Genomic DNA, 17,485 nt, shown 5'->3' on the forward strand with positions numbered 1-17,485 from the left:
CGCTGTGCGCCGCCTTCCGGACTGAAGGAGAGGTGGTGGTGAAGAGAAACACCCTGACGGGCAGGACAGGGTCGTTGGACCCGGGTGGGGCCCGCCGACGACTGTAGGGCTCTGATCGATGATCGATCAAACAAAACTGCCGAAAAAATGGCCATAGGACAAAAGTCGGCACCCGGTGCCACGAAATCGGGCACGCAGTGCCGGGCAAACCCCCATCAAACGGGCGCTGACCTGCCCACTTGTGACGCGCTTGTGGCGTGCTTGTGCGGTGCTTGTGTCCGGCTCGTGGCAGGTCGCCCCGGCTTGGAATGTCGGTTTTTGGCCGGCGGCAAAGAGGGGCCGGCCGGCGGATCGGGGTTGTCCACAGGGCCGAAGGTCCCCGGGCGTCGCGCAGGGCGGACCGCCGCGCGGGGGCGCGGTGGCGGGGGAGCGGGGGAGTGCGTGCGGCGGGGCGCGGCGGGGGCTCAGGCGCGCGGGGCGCAGCCCAGCACGTGCCGCTTGACCAGCAGGCCGATCTCGGGGTCGCGCTCGCGGAAGGCGCGCACGAGGTCCTCGTGCTCCTCGGCGTACGACTTCTGCACGGTGCCCAGCCAGCGGATGGACAGGGCCGTGAACACCTCGATGCCCAGGCTCTCCCAGGTGTGCAGCAGCACGCTGTTGCCGGCGGCCCGCACGAGCTCGCGGTGGAAGCCCACGGTGTGCCGGACCTGCGCCGTGCCGTCCCCGTCCCGGTCGGCCTCCCACAGGGCCGCCACGTGCGGCTCCAGGGCCTCGCAGTCCAGGGCCAGGCGGGGGGCGGCCAGTTCGGCCGCGATCTGCTCCAGGCCGGCGCGGACGGGGTAGATCTCGTCGAGGTCGCGGGCGGAGAGGTTGCGCACCCGCACGCCCTTGTTGGGCGCGGACTCGATCAGCCGCAGGGTCTCCAGCTCGCGCAGGGCCTCGCGCACGGGGGTCTGGCTGACCTCCAGCTCGACCGCGATCCGGCGCTCCACGATCCGTTCCCCGGGCTTCCAGCGCCCGCTGACGATGCCCTCCACGATGTGCTCGCGGATCTGCTCGCGCAGCGAGTGCACCACGGGTGGCGTGATCATCGGGGTCATCTCCTGGGGGGTGCGCGAGCGCGTTCGGACGGTACGTCGGCGCCTTTGCCGGTGGCGCCGCGTGGCGGGCACCCCCTAGACAATACGGCGGCGCCGCCGTCCGGAAGTATTCCGGACGGCGGCGCCGACGGTGAGCCTCGTTACAAGATCGGCTCGGGCGGGTCCTTACAGACCCAGCTCGACCTCGAACTCGCCGGCTTCCAGGATCGCCTTGACGGCGGTCAGGTAGCGGGCGGCGTCCGCGCCGTCGACCAGGCGGTGGTCGTACGACAGGGTCAGGTAGGTCATGTCACGGATGGCGATGGTCTCGCCCAGGTCCGGGTGGTTCACGACCACCGGACGCTTGACCGTGGCACCGATGCCCAGGATGCCGACCTGGTTCGGGGGCACGATGACCGTGTCGAAGAGCGCGCCGCGCGACCCGGTGTTGCTGATGGTGAAGGTCGCGCCGGACAGCTCGTCCGGGGTGATCTTGTTGCCGCGGACCTTGCCGGCCAGCTCGGCCGTGGCCTTGGCGATGCCCGCCAGGTTGAGGTCGCCCGCACCCTTGATGACCGGGGTCATCAGGCCCTTCTCGGAGTCCACGGCGATGCCGATGTTCTCCGAGGCGTGGTAGGTGATGGTGCCCTCGTCCTCGTTGATCCGGGCGTTGACGACCGCGTGGGTCTTCAGCGCCTGGGCCGCCGCCTTGACGAAGAACGGCATCGGGGACAGCTTGACGCCCTCGCGGGCCAGGAAGGAGCCCTTGGCCTTCTCGCGCAGCTTCATGATCTTGGTGATGTCCACCTCGATCACGGAGCTGAGCTGGGCCTGGCCGTGCAGCGCCTTCATCATGTTGTCGCCGATGACCTTGCGCATGCGGGTCATCTTGACGGTCTGACCGCGCAGCTCGGACACCGCGCCGGCGGCCGGGGCGGCCTTGGCGGCCGGGGCGGCGGCGGCCGGAGCCGGAGCGGCGGCGGCGGCCTCGGCGGCGGCGATGACGTCCTGCTTGCGGATGCGACCGCCGACACCGGTGCCGGTGACCTCGGAGAGGTTCACGCCGGACTCGGAGGCGAGCTTGCGCACCAGCGGGGTGACGTACGCGCCCTCGTCGCCGGCGGAGGCCGGAGCGGCGACCGGGGCGGCGGCGGGGGCCGGGGTGACCGGCGCCGGGGCGGCGACCGGGGCGGCCGACGCGACCGGGGCCGGGGCGGCCACGGGAGCGGCGGGCGCGGCCGGAGCCGGCGCGGGGGCCGGAGCCGGGGCCGCGGCGGGGGCCGGGGCGGCCGGGGCCGGAGCGGCGGCGGGCGCCGCGCCGGGGGCGCCGATGACGGCGAGACGGGCGCCGACCTCGGCGGTCTCGTCCTCGGCGACCAGGATCTCCAGCAGGGTGCCGGCGACCGGGGAGGGGATCTCGGTGTCGACCTTGTCGGTCGAGACCTCCAGCAGCGGCTCGTCGGCCTCGACCGACTCGCCGACCTCCTTCAGCCAGCGGGTGACGGTGCCCTCGGTGACCGACTCGCCCAGCGCGGGCAGCACGACGTCGGTGCCGGACGCGGCCTGGGCCGGGGCGGCCGGCGCGGGGGCGGGCTCGGCGGCCGGGGCCGGAGCGGCCGGGGCCTCCGCGACGGGGGCCGGGGCCGCGGGGGCCTCGGCGGCCGGCGCGGCGGCCGGGGCCGGGGCGCCGGAGCCGTCGTCGATGATGGCCAGCTCGGCGCCGACCTCGACGGTCTCGTCCTCGGCGACCTTGATGGAGGCCAGGATGCCCGAGACGGGGGAGGGGATCTCGGTGTCGACCTTGTCGGTCGACACCTCGAGGAGCGGCTCGTCGGCCTCGACGCGCTCGCCCTCGGCCTTCAGCCAACGGGTGACAGTGCCCTCGGTGACGCTCTCGCCGAGCGCCGGCAGGGTTACGGAAACCGCCATGGTTTCAGTTGCTCCTTACAGAAAGTGCGGTAGTGGTCGTCGCGCCCGTGACCGAGGATCAGTCGTGGTTGTGCAGCGGCTTGCCCGCGAGCGCCAGGTGCGCCTCGCCGAGGGCCTCGTTCTGGGTCGGGTGGGCGTGGATGAGCTGCGCGACCTCGGAGGGCAGGGCCTCCCAGTTGTAGATGAGCTGGGCTTCGCCCACCTGCTCGCCCATCCGGTCGCCCACCATGTGGATGCCGACCACGGCACCGTCCTTGACCTGGACGAGCTTGATCTCGCCGGCGGTCTTGAGGATCTTGCTCTTGCCGTTGCCGCCGAGGTTGAACTTGGCCGTGACGACCTTGTCCGCCCCGTAGAGCTCCTTGGCCTTGGCCTCGGTGACGCCGACGGAGGCGACCTCGGGGTGGCAGTAGGTGACGCGCGGCACGCCGTCGTAGTCGATCGGGACGACCTTGTGGCCCGCGAGGCGCTCCGCGACCAGGATGCCCTCGGCGAAGCCGACGTGGGCGAGCTGGAGGGTCGGGGCGAGGTCGCCGACGGCGGAGATGGTGGGCACGTTGGTCTGCATGTACTCGTCGACCAGCACGTAGCCGCGGTCCATCGCGACGCCCTGCTCCTCGTAGCCCAGGCCCTGGGAGACCGGACCGCGACCGATGGCGACCAGGAGGACCTCGGCCTCGAAGGTCTTGCCGTCGGCGAGGGTGACGCGCACGCCGTTCTCGGTGTACTCGGCCTTGTCGAAGAAGGTGCCGAGGTTGAACTTGATGCCCCGCTTGCGGAACGCGCGCTCCAGCAGCTTGGAGCTGTTCTCGTCCTCGACCGGCACGAGGTGCTTGAGGCCCTCGATGACCGTCACGTCGGCGCCGAAGGACTTCCACGCCGAGGCGAACTCGACGCCGATGACGCCGCCGCCGAGGATGATCGCGGACTGCGGCACCCGGTCCAGGACCAGCGCGTGGTCGGACGAGAGGATGCGGTTGCCGTCGATCTCCAGGCCGGGCAGCGAACGCGGCACGGAGCCGGTCGCCAGCAGCACGTGGCGGCCCTGGATCCGCTGACCGTTCACGTCGACGGAGGTGGGGGAGGACAGGCGGCCCTCGCCCTCGATGATCGTCACCTTGCGGGAGGCGAGCAGACCGGTGAGGCCCTTGAAGAGGCCGTTGATCACGTCGTCCTTGTACGTGTGGACGGCCGCGATGTCGATGCCCTCGAAGGTGGCCTTGACGCCGAACTGGCCGGCCTCGCGGGCCTGGTCGGCGACCTCGCCGGCGTGCAGCAGAGCCTTGGTGGGGATGCAGCCGTTGTGCAGGCAGGTGCCGCCGAGCTTGCTCTTCTCGATCAGGGCAACGTCCAGACCAAGCTGCGAAGCGCGCAGGGCCGCGGCGTAACCGCCGCTGCCGCCGCCGAGGATCACTAGGTCGAAAACGGTGCCGGCGTCGTTCGCCACGTCACGTCCTCCATGCATGTGCGCCGGTCTCCGGCCTTGACGTCGACCGGTCGGCGGCTGGTATCGGCCGCTTTTGATTCGGCCCTGTGGTGGGGGCCCTGTCCTGCCGTGGCCCATCTTCGCATTTGTCGCGGGAACACGGGACGCCGGCCCCTGGCCGGGACAGGTCGCAATGCCCGAATCCGGGGTTACCGTGGCGTAGAAACCTACGGAATCCGTCGCGGCGCCGTCGTGCGCGGGCGGAGGTTTCGTCGGGAGCGAACAAAAAGCCCCACAACGGACGGGTGAAGCCGGTCACCCTTCGGCGGAGGGAGCCCCTCCGGGGGTGACCGGCTTCACACCGGAACTCGTCGGGTCGCGCCGCCCGGGCCCGGCGCGGGCCCGAGCGGGACCCGATCCGGGCCCGAGGCGCGGGGCCGGATCAGCCCAGTTCGCCCTCGGCGGTCTTCTCCGCCAGGCGCACCAGGGTGCGCACGGAGGAGCCGGTGCCGCCCTTGGGGGTGTAGCCGTACGGCGCGCCCTCGTGGAAGGCCGGGCCCGCGATGTCCAGGTGGGCCCAGGTGATGCCCTCGCCCACGAACTGCTGGAGGAACAGGCCGGCGACCAGGCCGCCGCCCATCCGCTCGCCCATGTTGGCGATGTCGGCGGTGGGGGAGTCCATGCCCTTGCGCAGGTCGGCGGGGAGCGGCATCGGCCAGGACGCCTCGCCGACCTCCTCGGCCAGCTCGTGGATCTCGGTGCGGAACGCGTCGTCGTTGGCCATCACGCCGAAGGTGCGGTTGCCCAGGGCCAGCACCATGGCGCCGGTCAGGGTGGCCACGTCCACGATCGCGTCCGGGTTCTCCTCGGAGGCGCGGGTCAGCGCGTCGGCCAGGACCAGCCGGCCCTCGGCGTCGGTGTTGAGGACCTCGACGGTCTTGCCGCTGTACATGCGCAGCACGTCGCCCGGGCGGGTCGCGGAGCCGGAGGGCATGTTCTCGGCCAGCGCGAGCCAACCGGTCACGTTGACCTCCAGGCCGAGCCGGGCCACCGCGCACACGGCGGTGAACACGGCGGCGGCGCCCGACATGTCGCACTTCATGGTCTCGTTGTGACCGGCCGGCTTCAGCGAGATGCCGCCCGAGTCGTAGGTGATGCCCTTGCCGACCAGCGCGACCGTCTTGGCGGCCTTCGGGTGGGTGTAGGCGATCTTCACCAGGCGCGGCGGGTTCTCGGAGCCCTTGCCGACGCCGAGGATGCCGCCGTAGCCGCCCTTGGCGAGGGCCTTCTCGTCGAGGATCTGGACCTTCAGGCCCAGCTCCTTGCCGGTGGTCTGGGCGACCGCTGCGAATGCCTCGGGGGTGAGGTCGTTGGGCGGGGTGTTGATCAGGTCGCGGGCGATGTTGACCTCGCCGGCCACGACGCGGGCGCGCTCGGCGGCGGCCTTGTGGGCCTTGTCGCGCGGCTTCGCGCCCAGCAGGGCGATCTCGGCCAGGGGCTGCTTGGGGGCCTTCGCGCCCTTCTCGCCGCCCTGGTAGGCGGTGAACGCGTAGGCGCCGAGCAGCGCGCCCTCGGCGACGGCGGCGACGGACTCGGCGTCCGGGACGGGCAGCGCGAAGCCGGCCTTCTTCACGCCGGCCAGGGCGCGGGCGGCGACGCCCGCGGCGCGGCGCAGGCCCTCCTCGGCGTACCCCTCGTCCTCGGCCGGGACCGGGCCGAGACCGACGGCGAGCACCACCGGTGCCTTCAGACCGGCCGGGGCCGGGAGCTTGGTGAGCTCGCCCTCGGCGCCGCCGGCACCGAGGGCGTCGAGGACGGCGCCGAGCGTGCCGTCGAAGGCGGCCTCCACGGCCTCCGCGCCGGCGGCGAGGACGGGGCCCTCGGGGCCCTTGGCCACGCCGACGACGAGGGCGTCGGCGCGCAGGGTCGCGGCGCCGGCCGTGCTGAGAGTCAGAGCAGTCACGGTGGTGGGATCTCTCTTCCGTTGTGTGGGGTGGGGGCGCGGTCCGGCCGGGGGGTGGTGACCGGTCCGTCCGGATCTGATCGTATTCCCGCCTGTCGAACGTCGGAAATGAGCCTACGCGCCCGCGCCCGACCGTACGCCACTCGAAGGTTTGGCCATTCGTTCGATCAAAGGGGCAACAGGTTCACCCATCCGTGGCCTCTGTTCCAGGTTTGCCGCTTAGACCTGACGAGGTCCGAAAGACTCGGTTCACTCTCGCAAGGGGACGCGGGGTTCCTTTGCATGATTTCCACAGCGCATCCCCGGCCCGGCCGAAACCGCCGCGGCCGTCGTTGAAGGATGCCTGCGGGGGGAAAGGCCGACATGGTCAAGAAGAATCGGATGAACAGGGTCGCCGCCGCCTGGGTGGCCGCGGCGCTCGTCTCCGTAGCGGTACCGGCCTCCACCGCCACGGCGGCGGCCACGCCCAGGATCGACCTCAAGGTGCTCGTCGTCGACGACGGCGGCAGCTCGGTGCAGGCGATCACGGCGGAACTGAAGGACACCGGCGTGCCCTTCACGCGGATCGACCTCTCCAGCCCCGGTCGACCCGTCATCAACGCCGCCTACCTGGCGGACACGGTCAACGGCGCGCCCCGGGCCAAGTACCAGGGCGTCGTGCTGCCGAACGAGAACCCGTTCGGCGAGGGGTCGGCGGAGATGGCCGCGTTGACGGCCTACGAGACCACCTACAACATCCGTCAGGTGGACGCCTACACGTGGGCGCACCCGGGGGTGGGGCTGGAGTACACCGACAACGGCGGATACACCGGACAGCTCGACGGCGCCCAGGCGGCCGTCACCGCCGCCGGCAAGGCGGGCGCCTTCGGCTACCTCAACGGGGCCCTCACCTTCGAGGACAACTCGCCCCTGGTGATGGAGAGCTACGGCTTCGCGGGCAAGCCCCGCGCCGGCTACACCAGCCTCGTCGACGTGCCGGTCGGCTCCGGCCGCGCCTCCCTCGTCGGCGAATACGTCCAGAACGGGCGCAGCCAGCTCGTCGTCACCTTCGGCTACAACCAGTACCAGCGCCAGTTCCGGCTGCTGGCCCGGGGCATCGTCGAATGGCTGACCCAGGGCGTGCACCTCGGGCAGAGCCGCAACTACTTCGCGGTCCACGTGGACGACGTGTTCGCCCCCGACGCCCGCTGGAGCAAGGAGCTCAACTGCACCCCCGGCGACTACGCGTGCGCCGGCGGCGAGGGCCAGGAGAGCGACATCCGGATGACCGCCGCCGACGCGACCTACGCCGCGCAGTGGCAGACGCAGAAGAACTTCAAGCTCGACATGGTCTTCAACGCGGGCGCCGGCGAGGAGTGGAAGACCGAGCACGGCAACACCGACGCCCTCACCACCCAGCTCGTGGCCGACCGCGCCAAGTACCGCTGGGTCAACCACACCTACACCCACCCCTTCCTGGGCTGCGTGCAGGACACCAGCGTCAACCCGTGGGTGTGCACCAAGAACGCCCAGGGCCAGATCCAGTGGATGAGCCGGGCCGACATCTCCGCCCAGATCAAGCAGAACAACGACTGGGCCGCCGCCAAGGGCATCACCCTCGACAAGACCGAACTGGTCACCGGCGAGCACTCCGGCCTCAAGACCACCCCGCAGCAGGCCGACGACAACCCCAACCTGGCCGGCGCCCTCGCCGACAACGGGGTCAAGTGGATCGCCTCCGACGCCTCCCGCGAGACCGCCCAGCGGCCCGTCGGCGCCGCCCTCACCGTCCCCCGGCACCCGATGAACGTGTACTACAACACGGGCACCAACGCCGAGATGGCCGACGAGTACAACTGGATCTACACCAGCCGCGCCGACGGCGGCAGCGGGATCTGCGAGGACAACCCCGCCACCTCCACCTGCCTGCCGGCCCCCCTCGACGTCAACACCGGCTACCTCAACTACATCGTCCCCCAAGAGGCCAACACGGCCCTGCGGCACGTGCTGTCCAACGACCCCCGCCCCCACTACGTCCACCAGTCCAACCTGGCCGAGGACCGCACCCTCTACCCCGTCCTCAACCAGGTGCTCGACACCTACCGGGCCCTGTACGCCACGAACACCCCGATCGTGAACCAGACCCAGAAGGACTCCGGCGTCGAGTTCACCCGCCGCGCCGCCTGGGACAAGGCCCTCTCCGAGGGCAAGGTGACGGCCTACCGGATCGGCACCACCGTCACCGTCCAGGCCCCCTCCGGCACCCTGGCCCCGATCACCGCCCCCACCGGCACCAAGAAGCAGCTCACCCTCGGCACCGCCGACTTCGGCACCGCCTACGCCGGCACCCGCTCCACCTGGTCCGGCCCCGAACTGCTCCAGTCCGCCACCACCCTCAAGCTCCCGAGCTGAGCCGGGCGGCGGCCTCGGGAGCCACCCGCCCCCGGACCGCCGCGACCCGGGCGATCCGCCCGACGCCGGCCCCGTCGACCACGGGCCCGGCGCCGGGCACCCCGCGCGCCCCGGCGCGCCCGCCCGTCACCCACACCACCCGACACCACCGGCCGGGGGCCCGCGCGTGCCCCCGGACCGAACGACAGTCCCGCGCACACCAGGGCGGGCCCGGCCCGACCCGCCCGCACCACCCGCACCGCCGCACCACCAAGAAGCCGCCCCCGAACGCCACGGGGACCGGCCCCTTTCGTCCTGGGGGGACACAGCGCATGAGCCATGGGCGGCACGTCACCATGCTCACCGAAGGCACCTATCCGCACGTCCACGGAGGGGTCAGCACCTGGTGCGACCAACTCGTCCGCGGCATGCCCGAGGTCGACTTCAACGTCATAGCCCTGACCGGCTCCGGACGCGAGCCGGTCACCTGGGAACTCCCGCGCAACGTCTACCGGCACACCTCCGTCCCCCTGTGGGGACCCCCGCCCGGCCGCACCGGCCGGTTCGCGCGGGCCGGCGCCCTGCGGGGCAAGTCCCTGCGCCGCTTCACGGAGACCTGGGAACTCTTCCTCTCCTCCCTCCTCGACCCCACCCGCGGCGAGTTCTCCACCGCCCTGCGCGAACTCGCCCCCCTCGCGCGCGAGGGCCGGCTCACCGCCACCCTGCGCACCGAGGCCGTGCTGCGCACCCTGATCGGCGTGTGGACCCGCCCGGGACTGCCCACCGCCGGCGCCGCCCCTACCATCCACGACGCCCTCACCGCGAGCGACCTCCTCGAACACGCGCTGCGCCCGCTCGCCGTGCGGATCCCGCCCGACAGCGTCGCCCACGCCGTCAGCAGCGGCCTGGCCACCCTCCCGGCCCTGGCCGCCAAACACCTCGACCGGGTGCCCTTCCTCCTCACCGAGCACGGCATCTACCTGCGCGAGCGCTACCTCGGCTACCGCACCGCCGCCCAACGCTGGCCCGTCAAGGCCCTGATGCTCGGCTTCTACCGCGAGCTGAACACCGAGGGCTACCGGCAGGCCGACCTCATCACCCCCTGCAACCAGTACAACCGGCGCTGGGAGGAACGCGGCGGGGCCTCGCCCGACCGGATCCGCACCGTCTACAACGGCGTGGACCCGCACCGCTTCCCCGAGGCCGGCGCCGAACCCGAGGTCCCCACCCTCAGCTGGTGCGGCCGGATCGACCCGATCAAGGACCTGGAGACCCTGATCCGCGCCTACGGCTTCATGCGCGCCGAACTGCCCGCGCTGCGCCTGCGCCTGTTCGGACCCGTGCCGGCCGGCTGCGAGGAGTACAAGCTGCGGCTGGAGAAGGTCGCCGCCGACCTCGGCGTCGCCGACGGCATCTCCTGGGAGGGCCGCATCGACGACGTGGCCCGCGCCTACGCCGCCGGCAGCGTCGTCATGCTCTCCAGCATCAGCGAGGGCTTCCCCTTCAGCATCATCGAGGCCATGTCCTGCGGCCGCACCACCGTCTCCACCGACGTGGGCGGGGTCCGCGAGGCCGTCGGCGACACCGGCCTCGTCGTCCCGCCCCGGGAGCCCGAACTCATGGCCAAGGCCACCCTCGCCCTGCTCCGCGACGACGAACGCCGCGCCGAACTCGGCCGCGCCAGCCGCCGCCGCGTCGTCGAGAAGTTCACCCTCCACCAGTCCGTGGACGGCTTCCGACACATCTACCGCGAGCTCGCCGAACAACCCGAACTGCCCGTGCACGCCGGCGAGGACTGGACCCAGCGCCTGGCCGACCCCTGGTACCGCGAACTCGCGGCCGACGGGAGCGTGTGGTGATGAGCGGCTCCCTCTGGCTCCGCCCCCAGGGCAGCGGCACCGACACCCTGCACCTGACCGTCCCCCGCACCCGCCCCGCCGAGGGCCCGATCGCCGACGACCCGATGGAGGAACTCGCCGGCCGACTCGGCCCGTTCGTGGCCGCCGCCGTCCACCCCGACGAGATCGCCGCCCTCATCGAGTCCGACGGCATGTCCGACGAACAGATCCGCCTCACCTACGGCCGCCGCGACTCCTTCGCCCTCGCCGAGGAACTCTTCGCCCGGGTCCCGCGCGCCTTCCCCGAACCCGACGCCCTGCCCGACCCCTGGCGGGTCTCGCTCGCCGCCTGCCTGCTGCGCGGGGTCATCTTCGCCCTGCCCGGCCTCGCCTACGTGCTCGCCGGCCCCTTCCTCGAAGGGCCCCCCGACCGCCTCGGCCTGCCCGCCGGCACCCTCACCCTGCTCGCCGGCGCCCTGATCGGCTGGGTCTGGGACCAGACCCTCTCCCACCGCGCCTACTCCTGGCTCGGCCTGGGCGACCGCGCCGCCGCCGGCCGCACCCTCCTCGCGGGCGCCCCCGCAGGCGCCCTCCTCGGCGCCCTCGCCGCCTTCGCCGTCCCCGGCGGCCCCGGCTTCTCCTACGCCTTCGCCGCCGGCCAGGCCCTCTACGTCGGCGCCGCCACCGTCCTCCTCGTCCTCGGCCGCGAACGCCTCCTGTTCGCCGCCCTCGCCCCGATGGCCGCGGGCTCCCTCACCGCCCTCGTGGTGGACGTGCCCGTCCCGCTCCGCGTCGCCCTGCTGCTGCTCTCCCTCCTGGCCGCCTGCGGACTCGCCGCCCGCCAACTCCCCGTCCGCGAGGGCCTGCGCACCGCCCGGCTCCGCCTGACCGCCCTCGCCGACCGGGGCCGGGGCCCCGGCGGACCGGTCCGCTGGCGGATCCTGCGCGGCGGCGAGGACGAGTTCACCCCGCGCGGCCCCCGCCTCGCCGACTCCGTGCCCTTCGGCGTCTTCGGCCTCGGCACCGGCCTCCTCGTGCTGTACGCGGCCCTCGGCGAGGTCCTCGCCGGCGGCCCCGCCGAAGCCGTCGCCGCCCCCTCCGCCGTCGCCCTCACCCTCAGCATGGGCCCCGCCGAATGGCTGCTGCACCGCTTCCGCAGCGGCAGCCTCAGCGGCCTGCGCCGCGCCCGCACCGCCGGCGTGTTCCGCACGAGGATGGCCGCGACCCTCACCGCCTGCCTGTTCAGCTACCTCCTCGTCCTGGCCGCCCTCGGCTTCACCGGCACCCTGCTGTGGCAGGACGCCCCCGGCATGAACGGCATCCGCCTGGCCACCCTGCTGCTGCTCGGCACCGTCATGTGGACCGGACTGCTGCTCCAGTCCTTCGGCGCCGTCCGCGTCGCCGCGACCGTCTGCTCCGCCGCCGCCGTCGCCCAGTCCCTCGCCCTGCTCACCGGCGCCGGCCAACCCCGGATCGTGCAGCTCGCCGTGGCCGCCGTGGCCGCCGCCGCCCTCCTCGCCCTCGTCTGCGCCCTGCTCGGCCGGGCCACCGCGCACCGCTGAACCACCACCCGACACGCACCCCCAAGGACCCCCGACCATGCTGCTGGTGCCCCTCTACGAGCATCCCGACGACCGCCCCGAGGAGTGGGAGGCCGTCATCGACGCCGCCGACCGCCTCCACTCGGTGGTCCTCAACCCCGACAACGGCCCCGGCGCCGCCCCCGACCCCCGCTTCGCCGCCGTCGCCGCCCGCCTGCGCGAGGCCGGGGTGCCCGTCCTGGGGTACGCCGACACCGACTACGGGCGCCGCCCGCACGCCGCCGTCGTCCAGGACCTGCTGCGCCACCGCGAGTGGTACGGCACCGACGGCGCCTTCCTCGACCAGGCCGCCGCCGGCCGCGAACTCCTCGCCCACTACCGCCGGCTGTCGGTGGCCGCCCGCGCCGCCGGCGCCGCCACCCTCGTCCTCAACCACGGCACCCACCCGCACCCCGGCTACGCCGACCTCGCCGACCTCCTCGTCACCTTCGAAGGCCCCTGGGACGCCTACCGCGAGGCCGCCGAACCCCCCGACTGGACCGCCGAACACCCCCCGGCCCGGTTCTGCCACCTCGTCTACGCCGTCCCCGCCGGCGCCCCCACCGCCGACCTGGCCGCCCGCCGCCGCGCCGGCGTGCACTGCGCGGTCCCCGGCGGCGGCGTCCACCCCTGGGGCACCCTCCCGCACGAGGTCCGGGCCGCCGGATGAGCACACCGCACCACCCCGCCCCGCGCCGCCGCCCCCGACTCCTGCTCGCCCTGCTGCTGCCCCTGCTGATGCTGGCCGCCGCCTGCACCGCCGGCGGGGACGAGGACGGCGGCGAGGACGACCTCGGGCCCACCGCCCCGCCCCGCCCCACCGGCCCCCGCTGGCAGCCCGCCCCCGGCCTCGCCTGGCAGTGGCAGCTCACCGGCGCCCTCGACACCTCCGTCGACGTGCCCGTCTACGACGTGGACGGCTTCAAGACGAGCACCGCCCAGGTCGCCGCCCTGCGCAAGGCCGGCCGCAAGACCATCTGCTACCTCTCCACCGGCGCCTGGGAGGAGTTCCGCCCCGACGCCGGCGACTTCCCCGACCGGCTCCTGGGCCGCGGCAACGGCTGGGAAGGCGAACGCTGGCTCGACATCCGCGCCCTGAAGGAGCTGGAGCCGATCATGGCGAAACGCTTCGACATGTGCCGCAACAAGGGCTTCGACGCCGTCGAACCCGACAACATGGACGGCTGGAAGAACCGCACCGGCTTCCCCCTCACCCCCCAGGACCAACTCCGCTACAACCGGCTCATCGCCCGCCTCGCCCACGACCGGGGCCTGGCCGTCGGCCTCAAGAACGACCTCGACCAGATCCCCCAACTCGTCGGCGACTTCGACTTCGCCGTCAACGAGCAGTGCGCCCAGTTCAACGAGTGCGCCAAGCTCACCCCCTTCGTGAAGGCCGGCAAGGCCGTCTTCCACGTCGAGTACGAAATGCCCGCCGCCCGCTTCTGCGCCCAGGCCAACGCCCTCGGGCTCAGCTCCCTGGAGAAGAAGTACGAACTCGGCGTCTGGCGCAAACAGTGCTGACCGGCGGGCGGGTCGGTCAGCGGGTCGGCAGCACCACGTGCACCCGGAAGCCGCCCCCGTAGCGGGGCCCGGCCTCGCACCGCCCGCCCAGCGCCCCGGCCCGCTCCCGCATCCCCAACAGCCCGTGCCCGCCGCCCGGCGCCACCGGCTCGGGGGAGGGGTCCGCGCCCGAACCCCCGTCGTCCAGCACCGTCACCTCCACCGCCCCCGGCACCCGCACCACGCTCACCTCGGCCCGCGCCCCCGGCCCGGCGTGCTTGCGCACGTTCGTCAGCGCCTCCTGCACCACCCGGTACGCGGCCAGGTCGGCGGCGGCCGGCAGCGCCGGGGCGGCGGCGTCCAGGGCCACCGTCACCGGCAGGCCCGCGTTGCGGAAGGTGTCCACGAGCCCGTCCAACGCGGCCAGCCCCGGCGCCGGCTCGGTGGGCGCCGCCGGGTCCCCGGACTGCCGCAGCAGCCCCACCGTGGCCCGCAGCTCGTCCAGCGCCGACCGGCCCGCCTCCCGCACGTGCCGCAGCGCCTCCTTCGCCTGGTCCGGCCGCCGGTCCATCACGTGCGCCGCGACCCCGGCCTGCACGTTCACCAGCGCGATGTGGTGCGCGACCACGTCGTGCAGGTCCCGCGCGATCCGCAGCCGCTCCTCCGCGACCCGCCGCCGCGCCTCCTCCTCCCGGGTCCGCTCGGCCCGCTCGGCGCGCTCCCGGATCGCGTCCACGAACGCCCGCCGGCTGCGCACCGCGTCCCCGGCCGCCGCCGCCATCCCCGTCCACGCGAAGATCCCCAGGTTCTCCTGGGCGTACCAGGGCAGCGGGCCCACCGCCATCGCCACCCCGGTCAGCGCCGTCATCGTCACCAACCCGATCCGCCAGGTCGTGGGCCGGTCGGTGCGCGCCGCCACCGTGTACAGGGCGATCACCACGGACATCACCACGGGCGCCCGCGGCTCGTCCGTGACCAGCTCCGCCAGGGACACCGCGCTGGTCGCGGTCAGCACGGCCAGCGGGCGCCGGGTGCGGAACACCAGTGCCGCCGCGCCCAGCACCATCAGGGTCACCGAGAGGGCGCCGGGCACGCGGGTGCCGAAGGTGGGCCCGTGCGGCCCGTGCGGGGTGACGAAGGAGCCCGTCACCATGGCGCCGAGGACGGCGGCGGCCAGCAGGGCGTTCCCGGCGAGGGGGTGCCGGCGCAGCCAGGAACGGGCGGAGGCCACGGGGCCCCGGGGGTTCGTCACCGGTTCACGGTACGACCGGCGGGACCCGGGGCGGACCCCCCGGACCGGCCGGACCCGCCTCGGTGCGGGCGCGGTCGGCGGCCCGGCGGCGGCGCAGCGGGGTCGCGACGGCGTACGCGAGGAGGACGGCGGCGATCGCGGCCAGGTGCTCGCGGCCCGCCAGGTTGTTCTTCCACAGCACCTCGCCGACCATCGCGGCGACGACGCCGACGGCCGTCACGTACGCCCCGTAGCGCAGGCACACGTACACGGCGAGGCCCACCACGGCCGCCGAGGGACCGGTGTCGTTGATCACCCGGTCGGTGTCGGGCAGGCCGAGGGGGTGCTCCGGACCCAGGGCCAGGCCCACCCGGGCGTAGCCGGTGCCGGCCACCGTGGCCAGGTAGGCCACCACCAGGGTGCGGGCCCGGCCGATCGCGATCTCGGAGATCCCGAACACGAGCAGCACCTGCGCGAGCGCGCCCCAGACCGGCAGGTCCAGGGCGGGCACGAACAGGGAGAGGGGGGTGCGCAGGAGGGCCGAGCCGAGCGGGTCGGCGGCCCTGACCGTGCCGAGTTCGCGGACGAGGGGCAGGCCCCAGGAGGTGTTCTGGACCAGTTGGAAGACGGCGGTCAGCGCGACCGCCCCCAGCGTCAGCGGGACCGCCCGCCACCCTCGGGTGACGAGCGTCCCGCCGACCTTCCGGTACAGGGGCCCCCATTCGCGTCCGGCGAACCGGCGCGGCGAGAGGATCAACGTTTGGTCTCCAGGTGCTTGCGGTGCAGCCACTTCGGCAGACCGGGGGCTTCGAGGAAGCCCTCGGCCCGGCCCGCCGCGATGCCGATCCGCAGCAGGTCGGAACTCTTCTCGAAGAGCATGAACCGCGGTTCCCAGATGGGCCGGTATTTCGCGTTCGCCCGGTAGAGGGACTCGATCTGCCACCAGCGGGAGAAGAAGCTGAGCAGCGAGCGCCACATGCGCAGCACCGGGCCCGCGCCGAGGCGGGAGCCGCGCTCGAAGACGGAGCGGAACATCGCGAAGTTCAGCGACACCTGGGTGACGCCGATCTCCTTGGCGCGCTGGAGGAGTTCGATGACCATGAACTCCATCAGGCCGTTCTCCGAGTCCCGGTCGCGGCGCATCAGGTCCAGCGACAGGCCCTTGGGGCCCCAGGGCACGAAGGAGAGCACGGCGCGCAGGTCGCCCTCCCCGTCGTGGCACTCCAGCATCACGCACTGGCCGTCGCCCGGGTCGCCCAGTCGGCCCAGGGCCATGGAGAACCCGCGCTCGGTGGCGCCGTCGCGCCAGTCGTCGGCCTTGCGCAGCAGCTCGTCCATCTCGGCGGCCGGGATGTCGGCGTGCCGGCGGATGGTGACGGTGTAGCCGGCGCGCTTGACCCGGTTGAACGCCTGGCGGACGGTGCGCATCGCGCGGCCGTCGAGGGTGAACTCGGCGGTCTCCACGATGGCCTCGTCGCCGAGCTCCAGGGCGTCCAGGCCGTGCCGGGCGTAGATCGTGCCGGCCTCCTCGCTCGCGCCCATGACGGCGGGCACCCAGCCGTGCTCACGGGCCTCCGCGAGCCAGGGCTCGATGGCCCCCGGCCATGCCTCGGGGTCGCCGATCGGGTCGCCGGAGGCCAGGGACACGCCGCCGACCACGCGGTAGGTCACGGCGGCCTTGCCGGTGGGGGACCAGATCACGGACTTCTCGCGGCGCAGCGAGAAGTAGCCCAGCGAGTCGCGGTCGCCCTGCTTGGCGAGGAGGGCGCGCAGCTTCTCCTCGTCCTCCTCGGACAGCGGGTCCACGGCGCGCCGGGAGCGGAACGCGGCGAAGAGCACCGCGAGCAGCAGCATCGTGGACATCACGTTGATGGCCACGTCCACCCAGGACGGGGTGGTGATGTTGGCGTAGGCCACGTCGTTCGGGGCCAGCGTGATCAGGCGCATCACGCCGTAGCGCAGTCGCTCGGCGAAGTCGGCGCCCGCGGCGGCGGTGTTGGTGGCGCCCACCAGGAGCGCGGCCGCCAGCGCGGCCACGAGCAGGCCGAAACCGGCCACCAGGGTCGCCAGCGCCGGGTTGGAGCGGTCGCCCTTGGCGTAGAACTCGCGCCGGCCCACCAGCAGCGAGACCACGAACAGGGCGGTCAGGCCGAGGGAGACCCAGTTCTGCGAGTAGGACCGGATCTCGGTGTAGTCGGTGTCGGCCAGCACCATCGCCATGACGAACGCGAGGAGCAGGACCCCGGACAGGACCAGGTTCAGGATCCACGCGGCCCGCTTGCGGCGACCCATGGTCACGGCGAGCAGGAGCGTGAACAGGCCGGAGGAGAAACCGGCGGTCAGCAGGTACGGGGTGTACAGGTCGTCGATGTTGCGGGCGCGCAGGTCCGCGCCCAGGGACAGCCAGACGCCGCTGAGCAGGTTCAGGAAGGTGACGGCGCGCAGGTACCAGACGGCGAACGAGGCGCCGCGCCGCGACCAGGCGCCGCCGGGGCCGCGGGGGTCCGCGGCCTCCTTGCCGGCCTTGGTCTCGACGGCGGCCTCGGACGCCTTCGGCTGCGACTGC

12 protein-coding genes are annotated in these 17,485 nt (G+C 73.3%); 5 read left to right on the forward strand and 7 right to left on the reverse strand.

Annotated elements, in window-relative coordinates; translation table 11 throughout:
* Window positions 1-464: 464 nt before the first annotated feature.
* The 4 genes from ACN20G_RS19640 to ACN20G_RS19655 form a co-directional block, all read right to left on the reverse strand.
* Window positions 465-1,088 carry a GntR family transcriptional regulator gene (locus tag ACN20G_RS19640; RefSeq protein WP_424215590.1) on the reverse strand — a complete coding sequence of 208 codons (624 nt, stop codon included), beginning with the start codon at window positions 1,086-1,088 and terminating at the stop codon, window positions 465-467.
* A gap of 177 nt (window positions 1,089-1,265) precedes the next feature.
* Complete coding sequence (sucB, locus tag ACN20G_RS19645) at window positions 1,266-3,008, reverse strand: 2-oxoglutarate dehydrogenase, E2 component, dihydrolipoamide succinyltransferase (RefSeq protein WP_424214104.1); 1,743 nt, start codon at window positions 3,006-3,008, stop codon at window positions 1,266-1,268.
* Between the two features lie 58 nt (window positions 3,009-3,066).
* The gene (lpdA, locus tag ACN20G_RS19650; RefSeq protein ID WP_424214105.1) at window positions 3,067-4,455 is read right to left on the reverse strand and encodes a dihydrolipoyl dehydrogenase; all 1,389 of its coding nucleotides are present in this window, start codon (window positions 4,453-4,455) and stop codon (window positions 3,067-3,069) included.
* Between the two features lie 421 nt (window positions 4,456-4,876).
* Window positions 4,877-6,397 (reverse strand): leucyl aminopeptidase, encoded by a 1,521-nt coding sequence (locus ACN20G_RS19655; protein ID WP_424214106.1) that lies wholly within the window; start codon window positions 6,395-6,397, stop codon window positions 4,877-4,879.
* 381 nt (window positions 6,398-6,778) lie between these two features.
* On the opposite strand from ACN20G_RS19655, the gene ACN20G_RS19660 reads away from it, so the two are divergent.
* From ACN20G_RS19660 to ACN20G_RS19680, 5 genes are all read left to right on the forward strand, one after another.
* Entirely contained in the window at window positions 6,779-8,788 is a 2,010-nt protein-coding gene (locus ACN20G_RS19660) for a hypothetical protein (RefSeq protein WP_424214107.1), read from the forward strand.
* Between the two features lie 311 nt (window positions 8,789-9,099).
* Window positions 9,100-10,626 carry a GT4 family glycosyltransferase PelF gene (gene pelF, locus ACN20G_RS19665; protein WP_424214108.1) on the forward strand — a complete coding sequence of 509 codons (1,527 nt, stop codon included), beginning with the start codon at window positions 9,100-9,102 and terminating at the stop codon, window positions 10,624-10,626.
* Window positions 10,626-12,167 carry a hypothetical protein gene (locus ACN20G_RS19670; protein WP_424214109.1) on the forward strand — a complete coding sequence of 514 codons (1,542 nt, stop codon included), beginning with the start codon at window positions 10,626-10,628 and terminating at the stop codon, window positions 12,165-12,167. The genes pelF and ACN20G_RS19670 overlap by 1 nt, the downstream gene beginning before the upstream one ends.
* Window positions 12,168-12,204: 37 nt before the next feature.
* Complete coding sequence (locus ACN20G_RS19675; protein WP_424214110.1) at window positions 12,205-12,855, forward strand: spherulation-specific family 4 protein; 651 nt, start codon at window positions 12,205-12,207, stop codon at window positions 12,853-12,855.
* Window positions 12,852-13,709, forward strand: a complete 858-nt coding sequence (locus ACN20G_RS19680) for an endo alpha-1,4 polygalactosaminidase (RefSeq protein ID WP_424214111.1) — start codon at window positions 12,852-12,854, stop codon at window positions 13,707-13,709. Before ACN20G_RS19675 ends, ACN20G_RS19680 begins: the two co-directional genes overlap by 4 nt.
* Window positions 13,710-13,725: 16 nt before the next feature.
* On the opposite strand, the gene ACN20G_RS19685 is transcribed toward ACN20G_RS19680, so the two are convergent.
* From ACN20G_RS19685 to ACN20G_RS19695, 3 genes are read right to left on the reverse strand one after another with little or no spacing between them, the layout of a single operon-like run.
* Window positions 13,726-14,940: a sensor histidine kinase gene (locus tag ACN20G_RS19685; protein ID WP_424214112.1), complete on the reverse strand. Its 1,215-nt coding sequence runs from the start codon at window positions 14,938-14,940 to the stop codon at window positions 13,726-13,728.
* 4 nt (window positions 14,941-14,944) lie between these two features.
* Entirely contained in the window at window positions 14,945-15,673 is a 729-nt protein-coding gene (locus ACN20G_RS19690) for a hypothetical protein (protein WP_424215591.1), read from the reverse strand.
* Window positions 15,673-17,364 carry a phosphatidylglycerol lysyltransferase domain-containing protein gene (locus tag ACN20G_RS19695; RefSeq protein ID WP_424215592.1) on the reverse strand — a complete coding sequence of 564 codons (1,692 nt, stop codon included), beginning with the start codon at window positions 17,362-17,364 and terminating at the stop codon, window positions 15,673-15,675. The genes ACN20G_RS19690 and ACN20G_RS19695 overlap by 1 nt, the downstream gene beginning before the upstream one ends.
* Between the last annotated feature and the right edge of the window lie 121 nt (window positions 17,365-17,485).

It is taken from the genome of Streptomyces dryopteridis (assembly GCF_049606955.1).
Classification (GTDB): Bacteria; Actinomycetota; Actinomycetes; order Streptomycetales; family Streptomycetaceae; genus Streptomyces.